Origin of the sequence: Paraburkholderia xenovorans LB400 (genome assembly GCF_000013645.1) — a bacterium.
Taxonomy (GTDB): domain Bacteria; phylum Pseudomonadota; class Gammaproteobacteria; order Burkholderiales; family Burkholderiaceae; genus Paraburkholderia; species Paraburkholderia xenovorans.
The window spans coordinates 4,133,500-4,147,184 of sequence record NC_007951.1; the positions used below are offsets into that span (position 1 = coordinate 4,133,500).

The 13,685-nt window shown below is 62.8% G+C and carries 12 protein-coding genes; 4 read left to right on the forward strand and 8 right to left on the reverse strand.

Annotation, left to right across the window (positions count from 1 at the left end):
- Nucleotides 1–165 precede the first annotated feature (165 nt).
- Nucleotides 166–642, forward strand: a complete 477-nt coding sequence (gene moaC / locus BXE_RS18500; RefSeq protein ID WP_011489748.1) for a cyclic pyranopterin monophosphate synthase MoaC — start codon at nt 166–168, stop codon at nt 640–642.
- Nucleotides 643–710: 68 nt separating this feature from the next.
- Here moaC and BXE_RS18505 read toward each other — a convergent pair whose 3' ends face one another.
- The 8 genes from BXE_RS18505 to recA form a co-directional block, all read right to left on the reverse strand.
- The gene (locus tag BXE_RS18505; RefSeq protein ID WP_011489749.1) at nt 711–2,495 is read right to left on the reverse strand and encodes a PglL family O-oligosaccharyltransferase; all 1,785 of its coding nucleotides are present in this window, start codon (nt 2,493–2,495) and stop codon (nt 711–713) included.
- 191 nt (nt 2,496–2,686) lie between these two features.
- Nucleotides 2,687–3,310, reverse strand: a complete 624-nt coding sequence (locus tag BXE_RS18510; RefSeq protein WP_007180494.1) for a pilin — start codon at nt 3,308–3,310, stop codon at nt 2,687–2,689.
- A 170-nt stretch (nt 3,311–3,480) separates the two neighbouring features.
- Nucleotides 3,481–4,185 (reverse strand): TerC family protein, encoded by a 705-nt coding sequence (locus BXE_RS18515; RefSeq protein ID WP_011489750.1) that lies wholly within the window; start codon nt 4,183–4,185, stop codon nt 3,481–3,483.
- 144 nt (nt 4,186–4,329) lie between these two features.
- Nucleotides 4,330–5,211 (reverse strand): succinate--CoA ligase subunit alpha, encoded by an 882-nt coding sequence (gene sucD / locus BXE_RS18520; RefSeq protein ID WP_011489751.1) that lies wholly within the window; start codon nt 5,209–5,211, stop codon nt 4,330–4,332.
- A gap of 147 nt (nt 5,212–5,358) precedes the next feature.
- Nucleotides 5,359–6,528, reverse strand: coding sequence for an ADP-forming succinate--CoA ligase subunit beta (gene sucC / locus BXE_RS18525; protein WP_011489752.1), 1,170 nt, complete (start codon nt 6,526–6,528; stop codon nt 5,359–5,361).
- The gene (locus tag BXE_RS18530) at nt 6,525–7,265 is read right to left on the reverse strand and encodes a DUF2889 domain-containing protein (protein WP_011489753.1); all 741 of its coding nucleotides are present in this window, start codon (nt 7,263–7,265) and stop codon (nt 6,525–6,527) included. The genes sucC and BXE_RS18530 overlap by 4 nt, the downstream gene beginning before the upstream one ends.
- A gap of 145 nt (nt 7,266–7,410) precedes the next feature.
- Nucleotides 7,411–8,118 (reverse strand): recombination regulator RecX, encoded by a 708-nt coding sequence (recX, locus tag BXE_RS18535; protein WP_011489754.1) that lies wholly within the window; start codon nt 8,116–8,118, stop codon nt 7,411–7,413.
- Between the two features lie 7 nt (nt 8,119–8,125).
- Complete coding sequence (gene recA, locus BXE_RS18540) at nt 8,126–9,202, reverse strand: recombinase RecA (protein WP_007180488.1); 1,077 nt, start codon at nt 9,200–9,202, stop codon at nt 8,126–8,128.
- A gap of 247 nt (nt 9,203–9,449) precedes the next feature.
- Here recA and BXE_RS18545 point away from each other — a divergent pair, with 247 nt between their 5' ends.
- The 3 genes from BXE_RS18545 (at nt 9,450) to BXE_RS18555 (ending at nt 13,665) form a co-directional block, all read left to right on the forward strand.
- Nucleotides 9,450–10,232 (forward strand): response regulator transcription factor, encoded by a 783-nt coding sequence (locus tag BXE_RS18545; RefSeq protein WP_038457374.1) that lies wholly within the window; start codon nt 9,450–9,452, stop codon nt 10,230–10,232.
- Nucleotides 10,233–10,241: 9 nt separating this feature from the next.
- On the forward strand, nt 10,242–11,789 hold the full coding sequence (locus BXE_RS18550) for a sensor histidine kinase (protein WP_011489756.1): 1,548 nt from the start codon (nt 10,242–10,244) through the stop codon (nt 11,787–11,789).
- 217 nt (nt 11,790–12,006) lie between these two features.
- On the forward strand, nt 12,007–13,665 hold the full coding sequence (locus BXE_RS18555) for an MFS transporter (RefSeq protein ID WP_011489757.1): 1,659 nt from the start codon (nt 12,007–12,009) through the stop codon (nt 13,663–13,665).
- The last annotated feature ends 20 nt before the right edge of the window (nt 13,666–13,685 follow it).

The window sequence follows — 13,685 nt, forward strand, 5'->3', positions numbered from 1 at the left end:
ATGGCGATTTGGGCGTAGTGGGCGTTTCAGACGATCGCCGCGCCGCAAGCGCCGTGTAATCACCCGCCGACGGAGCCCTTGCGCGACGGCGCGCGCCAATGCACTGCCGCCGCCGTCCGGCTGTGCCGCTGCTATGATAGGCGCCCTCTGAAAAGGAACCCGACCATGCCTGAACTCACTCATTTCGACGCCGCCGGCCAGGCGCATATGGTGGACGTCGGCGGCAAGCAGGAGACCAAACGCATTGCGGTTGCGCGCGGCTCGATTCGCATGCTGCCGGAAACGTTCGCGCTGATCCGCGACGGCAACGCCAAAAAAGGCGATGTGATCGGCATCGCGCGGATTGCCGCGATTCAAGGTTCGAAGCGCACCGCCGATCTGATCCCGCTCTGTCATCCGCTCGCGCTCACGCGCGTCAAGGTGGATTTCGAGCTCGACGAAACGCTGCCTGGCGTGCATTGCACGGTTCAGGTCGAAACGCTTGGGCGAACCGGCGTGGAGATGGAGGCGCTGACCGCCGTGCAGGTCGGGCTGCTGACGGTGTATGACATGTGCAAGGCGGTGGATCGCGGCATGACGATCACCGATGTGAAGGTGCTGGAGAAGCACGGTGGCAAGTCGGGAGATTGGGTGGCGGGTTGACGACCTTCAGAACCGTCGCCCCGCTTCACCTTCACACGCCTTTGAAACGAAGATAGCGAGCGAGCGGCTCAATCCTCGTCGCTGTCGTCGTCTTCATTGATGTCGCCTGGCGGCATACCGTAGCGCTTGACCAGTTCCGCCTTGAAACCGGTCAGCGTTTTCTGCTCGTCGCAGAGTTCGTACAGATAGCTCAGTTGCGACGGCCAGTCCTTCAGTTCCCCGGCGAAAATCTTCAGTCGTTCGACAGTGTCGAACGCCGCCTTCTGGTCGCCGCTCAACGCCTGCAGCACCGCATAGCGGCGCAACACGGTTTCGCCCGGCAGCAGCGCAATCGCCTGTCTGTGCATGGCGAGCTTGTGCTGCAGGTCCATCGGGTTCATCGGCAAAAGCGTCGCCATTCCATACTCGCCCCACGCCTGGAACAGGAACGACGGATCCGCACGATACTGCTCGGCTGGACGCGAGCCGTAGTACAACACCTCGGCGCGCGCGTAATCGCGATACACCGGATACAGCGCCGCCAGCCCGCCGAACACCACCACGGCAAACGCGCCGAACGACACGCGTGCGGGCACGAGGCGCAGCGGCCGCGTTTCCAGCAAGCCGAACACGAACATTGCCGGCAACAGGAAGAACATGTACTGCTGCGGATATTCGACCAGCGCGTGCATGACCAGCACACCGATCAGCGCAATGCCGAACACGCGCGCCGAGCTTTGCGGTGCGCGCACCACCCGCACGAGCCATGTGATCAGGCCGAACAGCACGATCGCGAGGCCGAGCAAGCCAGTCTTCGCGAGCAGGTCGATGAAGATGTCGTGCGAATTGTTGGCGATCTCGACGGCGCCGAGCGACTTCACAAACTCGTACTGGTAGCTCGGAAATTCGCCCCAACCGACACCCAGCAGCGGATGCGTTCTGAACATAGTCCAGCCGTACTTCCACAGCGCGAGACGCGGCGCGATCTGGCCGGCGTCCTTGAAGCGTTCCGCGGCGGACTGTCCGAGCTCCAGGTGGTAGCGAACGTTGGCCCAGCGAATCAGCGCGTTGACCACGAAAAATAGCACGGCCAGCACAATCGGAATGATCCACTCGCGATTGCTGCGGCGTAGCTGCAACTGATTGCGGGTCTGCGCGAATGCCATCCAGAAACCCGCCGCCACGATCACGCCCATTTGCAGCCAGGGCCCGCGCGAGACGGTCAGCGCAAGGCCAACCGCGAAAATCGTCGACACGAGGAACCAGATGCTGACGGCGATCCGCCGCGTCTGCACGAGGAACAGTGCGCCCGCCATCGCAAATGCGATATAGGTAGCGAGATGATTGGCCTGGGCCATATTGCCGAACGGCCGGCGCTCGACGGTCACGTTATAGGCAACGACGAGCGGCGAAACGCGCGTTTCGAGGTGAAACAGCTGAATGATCTGGCAGAACACCGCAAACAGCCCGCCGACGATCAACGCCCCGGCCGCCCAGCGCAACGCGGTCTCGTTGAGCCTGGCCCGCGTGAAACCATAACCAGCATGCGTCGCCATGAAGGCCGCCAGCAGATAGCCGCCGCCGAGCCAGTTCATCGACGGCTGCGAAACCGGCAACACCACCGATTGCGCCACCAGCAGCAGCCCGAACAGCAACGGCACCAGCGCGACCGTCGGCGACGCGAACGTCACGCGCGGCCTCGCGCTCGCCACCAGCAGCACGACGCCCGCGCCGGTCAGCAGATACAGCGCGAGTGCCGTGAATTCAGCGTAAAACGTCGGAATCGGATAAGTATGGTTGACAACTGCGTAAGGCAGCACCAACGCGAGAGCCAGCAGAATGAAGGACAGGTAGCGCGCGAAAGGGGTGGGCATCGAGTAACCGGTGGGCGTCAGCAACCGGCGCACTATACAAAAAAATTCTCCTGCTGTGCGCCGGCCGGGCTGAAATATCCCGGAAATCAGCCTTTTACGTGCGGAAGACGTGCGGAAGGTGCGGACGACCACGGACTGATCGGCGCCCACGGTCATCGCGCGCTTAGGTGCCCCTTCATCTCTTCATGACCTCACGAGCGGCACTCCGGCGGGGCAAGATTCGACGCCAGGCTGGGTGCATCGGCAGGTGCCGGCCCGGCGCCCGGCGCCGGCAGCGAGGACGCCGTTTTGCCGCCCGCGAAGCATTCCCACGTGAGCGCGCCCGCCTGCACCGCACCCTTGCTCAACGCAACACGCGCAGTCGGCGCATCCACATTGTCAGGAACCGACGGCACGAGCGTGAGCGTGTTCGAACCCGCGGGCGCGACGCGCGTCGTGAAAGCGACGGTGATCTGGCCGGTGTCGTCGTCGACCCGGATGGACTCGACGTTGCGGGTAGCGGGTGGCGATGCATAACCGCCGCTGAATGCATTGCCGCTGGCGGCGTTTTCAGACACGGCGAGGCGCGCGGAAGCCGCCAGCGACAGCCCTTCGCCGACGCGGCTGCGAGCCAGATAGTCCTGATACGCGGGAATCGCATAAGCGGCGATCACACCGACGATCGCCAGCACGATCATCAGTTCGATCAGCGTGAAACCGACGCCGAGGCGCCGGCAGGCACGGGCGAACCGCGCGGACCAGGCGGCACGGCCCAATCTCGAACGCGTGGCCAGCGAGGACTGGGAGTAAGGGGAATACGGCAAGGTAACGATCATCGGCAGGCTCCTGAAACGAAAAACGCCTGCTCCACGGATCGGGAACAGGCGTTTCAATCGTAGCCAGCGGCGCTCGTGTCGGACAGTCAGCCGAATGGCTAACGTTGCAGCATGGGTCGGCTCAGGTTCACACCAGCTGAAATTCAATCGTGTCGGCACCAACCGCAGTCTCAAGCCGCCGCGCGACTGGCATTGCGGCGCTTGAGCAGATACCCGAGTATCACGACGAACAGCGCGCCCGCGATGCTCATGCCATATTCGGCCAACGGCGTATCGAGGATCGGCCAACGGTCGCCGGCCGGGTCGTTGATGATCAGCCCGCCCGCGATCCAGCCCAGCAATGCGGCGCCGAGCGTGATCACGATCGGGAAGCGGTCGAGCAGCTTGAGAACCAGCTGGCTGCCCCACACGATCAACGGAATGCTCACCAGCAGGCCGAAAATCACCAGCGCGAGACGGTGTTCGGGATCGGCGGCCTCGGCCGCGCCCGCAATCGCGATCACGTTGTCGAGGCTCATCACCGCGTCCGCGACGATGATGGTCTTGATTGCCGACACCAGCTTGTCGGCCGGCTTCACGTTCTCGTGCGCGTCGTGCGCGGGCGCCATCAGGCGCACGCCGATCCACAGCAGCAGCAAGCCACCCGCGAACTTCAGCAACGGCACGTCGAGCAGCACGACCGCGAACGCGATCAACGCCACGCGCAGCACAATTGCGCCGGCCGTACCCCACAGCACACCCTTCGTGCGCTGCGACGGCGGCAAATTGCGGCAGGCCAGCGCGATCACGACGGCGTTATCGCCACCCAGCAGAATGTCGATGACGATAATCTGAATGACGGCGCCCCAATGGAGCGTGGCGAAGAACTCGAGCATGATGGAAAGAATAAGAAGAAGTCCGGCGCGCGGCCAATAAAAAAGCGGAGGAGTCTGCACTCCCCCGCTTTTTGAACCGCACGCTCACGAAAGGGTCTCGTAAGCGTATCAAAAAAAACGCCGTGACTGCGCGTGAATTTCGATTTACAGCATCGCCTTCAGAAGACGCGCCATTTCCGACGGGTTCTTCGTGACCGTGATACCGCAGGCGTCCATGATTTCCAGCTTCGCTTCGGCCGTATCCGCACCGCCCGAGATCAGCGCGCCGGCGTGGCCCATGCGCTTGCCCGGAGGCGCCGTGACACCGGCGATGAAGCCAACCACCGGCTTCTTCATGTTGTCCTTGATCCAGTACGCGGCATTCGCTTCGTCCGGACCGCCGATCTCGCCGATCATGATGACGGCGTCCGTTTCCGGATCATCGTTGAACATCTTCATCACGTCGATGTGCTTCAGACCGTTGATCGGGTCGCCGCCGATACCGACCGCCGACGACTGGCCGAGGCCGATCGCCGTCAATTGGCCGACTGCTTCGTACGTCAGCGTGCCCGAACGCGACACGACGCCGATGCGGCCCTTGCGGTGGATATGACCCGGCATGATGCCGATCTTCAGCTCGTCCGGCGTGATCGTGCCCGGGCAGTTCGGGCCGAGCAGCAGCGTTTTGCGGTTTTCGGCGCGCATACGAGCCTTCAGCTCGATCATGTCACGGACAGGAATGCCTTCCGTGATACAGATCGCCAGATCCAGATCGGCTTCGACCGCTTCCCAGATCGCAGCAGCAGCGCCTGCCGGCGGCACGTAGATCACCGACACGGTCGCGCCCGTTTCAGCCTTGGCTTCAGCGACGCTGGCGTAGATGGGAATGCCTTCGAAGTCTTCGCCGGCACGCTTCGGGTTCACACCCGCAACGTACGCTTCGCGGCCGTTTGCATATTCACGGCAAGCACGCGTGTGGAACTGACCGGTCTTGCCGGTGATGCCCTGCGTGATGACCTTGGTGTCTTTATTAATCAGAATCGACATGTATTGACCTCTGTTCGTTTGGCGTCGCGCTATTGCGCCGCGCGGCGGGATGTTCTTCGCCCGCGCCGCTCATGCGCCATTCCCGCGCCGCCATTCGTAATCCTGGTTACCTGGAAAAAGCGTCTCGCAAAAACTTGCGGACCAGGCTCAAGCCTTGCCCGAAGCGGCCGCGACCACCTTCTGAGCCGCTTCTTCCATGCTGTCCGCCGCAATGATCGGCAGGCCGGATTCAGCGAGCATCTTCTTGCCGAGGTCTTCGTTCGTGCCCTTCATGCGGACCACGAGCGGCACCTTCAGCGAGACGGCCTTCGACGCCGCGATCACGCCTTCCGCGATCACGTCGCAGCGCATGATGCCGCCGAAAATGTTGACCAGAATCGCCGTCAGGTTCGGGTTCTTCAGCATGATCTTGAACGCTTCCGTGACCTTCTCGGTCGTGGCGCCACCGCCCACGTCCAGGAAGTTCGCCGGTTCGCCGCCGAACAGCTTGATGGTGTCCATCGTTGCCATTGCGAGGCCGGCGCCGTTCACGAGGCAGCCGATGTTGCCGTCGAGCGAGATGTACGCGAGGTCGAACTTCGACGCTTCGACTTCAGCCGGATCTTCCTCGTCCAGATCGCGATACGCGACGATTTCCGGGTGACGGAACAGTGCGTTCGAATCGAAGTTGAACTTGGCGTCCAGCGCGATGACCTTGCCGTCGCCGGTCAGGATCAGCGGGTTGATTTCGGCGAGCGATGCGTCCGTTTCCCAGAATGCCTTGTACAGGCCTTGCAGGATCGCGCGAGCTTGCGGCAGCGAAGCGGCGGGCACGCCGATCTTCGTTGCGAGCTCGTCGGCTTCGGCGTCTTTCAGACCGGTTGCCGGGTCGACGGCGATCTTGTGGATCAGCTCAGGCGTCTTTTCCGCGACTTCTTCGACGTCCATGCCGCCTTCGCTCGATGCCATCACGACGATCTTCTGCGACACGCGATCGATCACGAGGCCGACATACAGTTCCTTCTTGATGTCAGCGCCTTCTTCGATCAGCAGACGATTCACCTTCTGGCCTTCCGGGCCGGTCTGGTGCGTGACGAGCTGCATGCCGAGGATCTGGTTCGCGTATTCGCGAACCTGTTCCAGCGACTTGGCGACCTTCACGCCGCCGCCCTTGCCACGGCCACCCGCGTGGATCTGAGCCTTCACGACCCATACCGGGCCGCCGAGCTCTTCCGCGGCCTTGACCGCATCATCCACCGAGAAGACCGGCTTGCCGCGCGGTACCGCGACGCCGAATTTCCGCAGGATTTCCTTACCCTGGTACTCGTGAATCTTCATGCGTGATTCCCTTCAGTCTGAGAGTTGGATTGAACTTCGTTTCCGCTGCCGTCGTTCATGCCGGACGTGTCGCCGCCTTCGGCTGCCTGGCGGACTGTCCCGTCGCCTGACGATGCCACGCGTTCCGTTGAACGCGGCGCATGGCCATACCAGCGCGGATAAAACTGCTGCACCGCCTCGCCGTCGAAACGCAGCGCGTGGCAGCGTCCCAGCTGGAATGGCGGTTTATCGTTGGAATGCTCGCCTGTGCCGTTAGACGATCCGTCTCCTGAACCTGCGTTCGCGCCCGGCGTGCTGTCACCGGTACTCCACACTGCGCCGGCAAATGCCTGGATCGCGGCGGTCGGCAGGACGGCGCACAGCTCGGTGAGATGCGTGCAACCCACCGTGCCGCCCAGCAAACGGGCAGCTTCACGACGGAAGTTTTGGCGGAGATTGAGCCCGATGAGGGCACGATAGGCGGGATTGCTGACCTGGCACAAACCAGGATAGGGCATCCAGTCGGACGACGCCTCGGCGTCGACGACATTGAGCTTGCGATCGATGGTGATGCGAAGCCAGAGTTCATGGATCGGCTGACCATTGGGCCGGACGCCCGACGCAAGCACCACGTCGCGCGGTTTTTCGTCGGTCAAGCACGCTTCCACATCCCACAGGCCATCGGCTCGCTCATAGGCTTCCGCTCTGATTGCGCGACGATGGCGCAATTGACGGGACACGGGCGGGGAGAGCGGCATGCGGGAAGGAAAGGCCAGATTGGAAAACCCACGAATTTTAGCATACTGAATATTTGAGACAGATTGGAATGCGCTCGGCCGCGCTACAGGCGGCTGAGCGCGCAAGACACTGTCCCAACGGGTATGCGAACAAAAAACGACGCGGCTACTCGCCGGCCCACTCCTCGTCGATCCCTTTGAGGACTTTGCCGATCGTGGCGCCCGAAAATCCCCGCGAGGCCAGAAAGCGCGCCTGCTTCGCCCGCTCGGCCGGCGTTTCGGGAAGCCGGCCGAATTTTCTCTGCCAGACGGCTTGGGCACGGGCGAGCTCGGTTTCGCGCAATTGCGCGCTCGCTTCTTCGACGAGCGTCCGGTCGACCGCGTGCTGCTTCAATTCGCCGACAATCCGGCTCGCGCCCAGCCGCGACGAACGGCGATGAATCAGGCTCTCCGCGAAACGTGAATCGGATAGCCAGTTTTCGGCTTCGAGCGAATCGAGCAAGGTGTCGAGCGAATCGGTTTCCTCGACGAACGGCTTCAGCTTGCGCGCGAGTTCGGTGCGGCTGTATTCACGGCGGGATAAATAGCCGAGCGCGCGGCCTTTTAGCGATCGTGCCGGACGTTGGGATTTTTTGGCTTCGTCCTGCTCGGGTTTCGCTTCGCCAGGAACGCGACGCGAGCGGGTGTAGGTGGTTTCCGAAGGATCGGAACCGGAGGACGGAGAGGTTTCAAACCGATCGCGCTGCGGATTGCGGCCCGCAGCGCGATCGTGTGCGTCGAACGATTCGAATGGATCGAACGACTCGTCGTCTTCATCACGCGGGGCCGCCGTATGGCGTCCGGTATCGGACAACGGCCGGCCCTTGCGTATCACGTGATGGTTACTCTTCTTCGTCCGCGACTTCAGCGCTTGCGACGGTCGCGGCTTCAGCCATAGCATTCACGCCCAGCGATTCGCGGATACGGTTTTCGATCTCGCGAGCGATATCCGGATTTTCACGCAGGAATTCACGCGCGTTGTCCTTGCCCTGACCGATCCGTTCGCCGCTGTAGCTGTACCACGCGCCGGCCTTGTCGACGATCTTGGCCTGTACGCCCAAGTCGATGATTTCGCCCTGACGCGAGATGCCTTCGCCGTACAGAATGTCGAAAATCGCTTCCCGGAACGGTGGCGATACCTTGTTCTTGACAACCTTCACGCGCGTTTCGTTGCCGATCACTTCGTCGTTCTTCTTGATCGAACCGATGCGGCGAATGTCCAGACGCACCGATGCGTAGAACTTCAGCGCGTTACCGCCCGTGGTGGTTTCCGGATTGCCGAACATCACACCGATCTTCATGCGGATCTGGTTGATGAAGATCACGAGACAGTTCGTGCGCTTGATCGTGCCGGTGAGCTTGCGCAGCGCCTGCGACATGAGACGCGCTTGCAGACCCGGCAGCGAGTCGCCCATTTCGCCTTCGATTTCAGCCTTCGGCACGAGTGCCGCGACCGAGTCGATCACGATCATGTCGATCGAGCCCGAACGCACCAGTGCGTCAGCAATTTCGAGCGCCTGCTCGCCTGTGTCGGGCTGCGAAACCAGCAGGTCGTTCACGTTCACGCCGAGCTTGCTCGCGTACTGGATATCCAGCGCGTGTTCCGCGTCGATAAACGCCGCCGTGCCGCCGATCTTCTGCATTTCGGCAATGACTTGCAGCGTCAGCGTGGTTTTACCGGATGATTCCGGGCCATAGATTTCGACCACACGGCCACGCGGCAAACCGCCGACGCCCAGCGCGATGTCGAGACCGAGCGATCCGGTTGAGACCACCTGGATGTCTTCGATTACCTCACCTGCGCCGAGCCGCATGACCGACCCTTTGCCGAACTGCTTTTCGATCTGCGCGAGTGCGGCAGCGAGTGCCTTGCTCTTTTCAGCAGTCAGTCCAGCCGAGCCTTTCTTGCTTTCTTCCATGAATCGTCCTTTGCTATGATGAACGGCGTCTGAGGCGGATGTGCGACCCCGAGTTTCAACCTACTCGCAAAGGACAGCACAGGAAACCCAGACACTGTATAAAAAAACAGTAGTTTTAGCAAGCGCGATTCTCATGCGAACACGCATTTTTACCGTCGCGCTGCCCAAACCACCCACAATAATTTTCGGAGACCGCTGTGCGCCGGGGGAACACCCCACGGTGCCGGCAATGCCAGGCTGGCGCACCATGCGAATTCTGATTGCCGAAGACGACAGCATACTCGCGGACGGTCTGGTTCGATCACTCCGCCAATCGGCCTATGCTGTCGACCACGTAAAGACCGGCGTCGAAGCCGACACCGCGCTGTCGATGCAGACTTTCGACCTGCTGATTCTCGATCTGGGCCTGCCGCGCATGTCGGGGCTCGAGGTGCTGCGCCGCCTGCGCGCGCGCAATTCCAACCTGCCGGTGCTGATCCTGACCGCCGCGGACAGCGTCGACGAGCGCGTGAAGGGTCTCGACCTCGGCGCCGACGATTACATGGCCAAGCCCTTCGCGCTGAACGAACTCGAAGCACGCGTGCGCGCCCTGACCCGGCGCGGCGCGGGCGGCGGCCCGACGGTCGTACGGCACGGCTCGCTGTCGTTCGACCAGGTCGGCCGGATCGCCTATGTCAACGAACAGGTGATCGATCTGTCCGCGCGCGAATTGGGCTTGCTCGAAGTGCTGCTGCAACGGATCGGCCGGCTGGTCTCGAAAGAACAGCTCGTCGATCACTTGTGCGAATGGGGCGAGGAAGTCAGCAACAACGCGATCGAGGTCTACGTGCACCGCCTGCGCAAGAAAATCGAGCCGAGCGGCGTGCGCATCATCACCGTGCGCGGGCTCGGCTACTGCCTGGAGAAAGCGGCGGCGCCGGCTAGCGCGAACCCCGGCGCCAACGCCCCGACCACGCCCTCGCCCGCCGAGCCCGAGCCGCCGCCATCGCCGCCATCCGGCGCGATGCCGGCGAGCCACCACTACAAATAGAGGACGCCCATGTCCGCACGCGCAGACCGCGCTACGGCGCACGCGGCGGACCTCGACGAGGCGCGTGACGAGCGTTACGCCAACCCGTTCGCGCCGCCCGACGAAACCGAAGCCGCCGCCGAGGCGCGCCCGCGTTCGCTGTTCGGCGAGATTCTCGACTGGATGCTGGCGCCGCTGCTGCTGCTTTGGCCGATGAGCCTCGCCGTCACGTATCTGGTCGCCAAGTCGATCGCGAACGGCCCGTTCGACCGCGCGCTGGAAACCGACGCTTACGTGCTCGCCCGGCAGATCCATCCGGTCAACGGCGTGGCGGAGCTGTCGCTGCCCGACTCCACCCGCGATTTTCTACGCACCGACAACGTGGACAGCGTGTTCTACCAGGTGCTCGGCACGCGCGGCGAACTGGTGGGCGGCGAGCGCGACATGCCGCTGCCGCACGAGGAAGACCGGCCGCAGCCGGGTCTCGTCGAATTTCGTGACGACGTGCTGCGCGGCAACGATATCCGCGTCGCCTACACGACCGTCGAGTTTCCGCAGACGCCCGGCGCGCAACCCGTGCTGGTGCAGGTGGCAGAAACGCTCGACAAGCGCAGCCAGCTTGCCAACGACATCATCAAAGGCGTGATCCTGCCGCAGTTCGTGATTCTGCCGCTCGCGATCCTGCTGGTGTGGTTCGGCCTCTCGCGCGGCCTCGCGCCGCTGCACGCGCTGCAGGCGCATATCCGCGCGCGCCGCCCGGATGATCTTTCGCCACTGGAAGCGCGCCGCGCGCCGCCCGAAATCGAGCCGCTCGTGACCTCGTTCAACGATCTGCTGACGCGCCTCGCACAGAACATGGAACTGCAAAAGCGCTTTATCGCCGACGCCGCGCATCAGATGAAAACGCCGCTCGCCGGCCTGCGCACCCAAGCGGAACTGGCGTTGCGCCAGGACGCTTCCGCCGAAGTGCATCGCTCGCTCGAACAGATCGCGACCAGTTCCGAGCACGCCGCGCGACTCGTCACGCAGTTGCTGGCGCTGGCGCGCGCGGAGAACCGCATGTCGGGGCAGATTTTCACGCCGGTCGAGGTGACGGAGGTCGCTCGCAGCGCCGTGCGCGACTGGGTTCAGGCCGCGCTCGCCAAGCAGATGGATCTGGGCTATGAAGCGCCCGACGAACCCGTCGAAGTCGACGGCAATCCGGTCATGTTGCGCGAAATGCTGTCGAATCTGATCGACAACGCGATCCGCTATACGCCGCCGGGCGGACGCATCACGGTCAGGGTGAGGCATGACGCGCCGGAGCGGCTCGTGCATCTGGAGGTCGAGGACACCGGGCTCGGCATCCCGGTCGCCGAGCGTTCGCGGGTGATCGAGCGCTTCTACCGGATTCTCGGGCGCGAGGGCGACGGCAGCGGCCTGGGGCTGGCGATCGTCCGCGAGATCGCGACCATGCACGGCGGTGAGCTGACGATCGACGACAACGTCTATCAAACCTCGCCGCGGCTGGCCGGCACGCTCGTACGCGTCAGTTTGCACGTGCACGAGCGGGGCGGGACTTACCCTAACGCGCCCTGAGCGCGCAAATGTGCCATCTCAATATTGAGATAATTAGGCGGAGTGTTAGACGATTTTATTGGCATGTTGGCGAATTTTCGAGAAAATCGGCTGGTACGCGTCAAGCCGCAATTTCACCTCGCCACGTCAGTACACCGTAAGTTTCCACTCCAATAATCGGTTTCACGGGAACGCCGTCACTGGCAGACCGCGTGTATATCAATATTGGAGATGACATATGGCTACCGTTGGCGGGCAAATCTCGCACGTGCCGATGACGAACGAAGAGAAGCGGGTGATCTTCGCATCGTCGCTGGGTACGGTTTTCGAGTGGTACGACTTCTATCTGGCCGGCTCGCTCGCGGCCTTCATCAGCAAGAGCTTCTTCTCCGGCGTCAATCCGACCGCCGGCTTCATCTTCACGCTGCTCAGCTTCGCCGCCGGCTTCGCGGTCCGGCCGTTCGGCGCGATCGTGTTCGGGCGGCTCGGCGATCTGGTCGGACGCAAGTACACGTTCCTCGTGACGATCGTGATCATGGGTCTGTCGACGTTCCTCGTCGGCTTTCTGCCGGGCTACGCGGCGATCGGTATTGCTTCGCCGGTGATCTTCATCGCCATGCGGATGCTGCAGGGCCTCGCGCTCGGCGGCGAGTACGGCGGCGCGGCCACCTACGTGGCCGAACATGCGCCGGCGGGACGCCGCGGCTTCTATACGGCGTGGATCCAGACGACCGCCACGCTCGGCCTGTTCCTGTCGTTGCTGGTGATTCTCGGCGTGCGCACGGTAATGGGGGAAGACGCGTTCGGTGCCTGGGGCTGGCGCATTCCGTTTGTCGCGTCGATCATCCTGCTGGGCGTGTCGGTGTGGATTCGTCTGCAACTGCATGAATCGCCGGTGTTCGAGCGCATCAAGGCCGAAGGCAAGACCTCCAAGGCGCCGCTGTCCGAAGCGTTCGGCCAGTGGAAAAACCTGAAAGTCGTGATTCTCGCGCTGATCGGCCTGACCGCCGGCCAGGCTGTGGTCTGGTACACGGGTCAGTTCTACACGCTGTTCTTCCTGACGCAGACGCTGAAGGTGGACGGCAGCAGCGCCAACATCATGATCGCGATCGCGCTCCTGATCGGCACGCCGTTCTTCCTGTTCTTCGGCTCGCTGTCGGACCGTATCGGCCGCAAGCCGATCATCATGGCCGGCCTGCTGATCGCCGCATGCACGTACTTCCCGCTGTTCAAGGCGCTGGCGCACTACACCAACCCGGCGCTGGAAGCCGCAACGGCGAAGGCGCCGATCGTCGTGATCGCGAATCCGGACGAGTGCTCGTTCCAGTTCAACCCGGTCGGCACCTCGAAGTTCACGAGTTCCTGCGACATCGCCAAGAGCGCACTCTCGAAGGCCGGCCTGAACTACGAGAACGTTGCGGCGCCGGCGGGCACGCTGGCCGAGATCAAGGTTGGCGATACGGTGGTCAACACGTATGACGGCAAGGCCGCCGACGCCAAGGATCGGGGCAAGACGTTCGACTCCACCCTCGCGACGACGCTGAAGACCGCGGGTTATCCGCCAAAGGCCGATCCTTCGCAGATCAACTGGCCGATGAGCGTGGTGATCCTGACGATCCTCGTGATCTACGTGACGATGGTCTACGGTCCGATCGCGGCCATGCTGGTGGAAATGTTCCCGACGCGCATCCGCTACACCTCGATGTCGCTGCCGTATCACATCGGCAATGGCTGGTTCGGCGGCTTCCTGCCGGCCACCGCGTTCGCGATCGTGGCGGCGAAGGGCAATATCTACTCCGGGCTGTGGTATCCGATCGTGATTGCGCTCATTACCTTCGTGATCGGCATGCTGTTCGTCAAGGAAACCAAGGACTCGGACATCTACGCGAGGGACTGACACGCCTGATGCCCACGGCA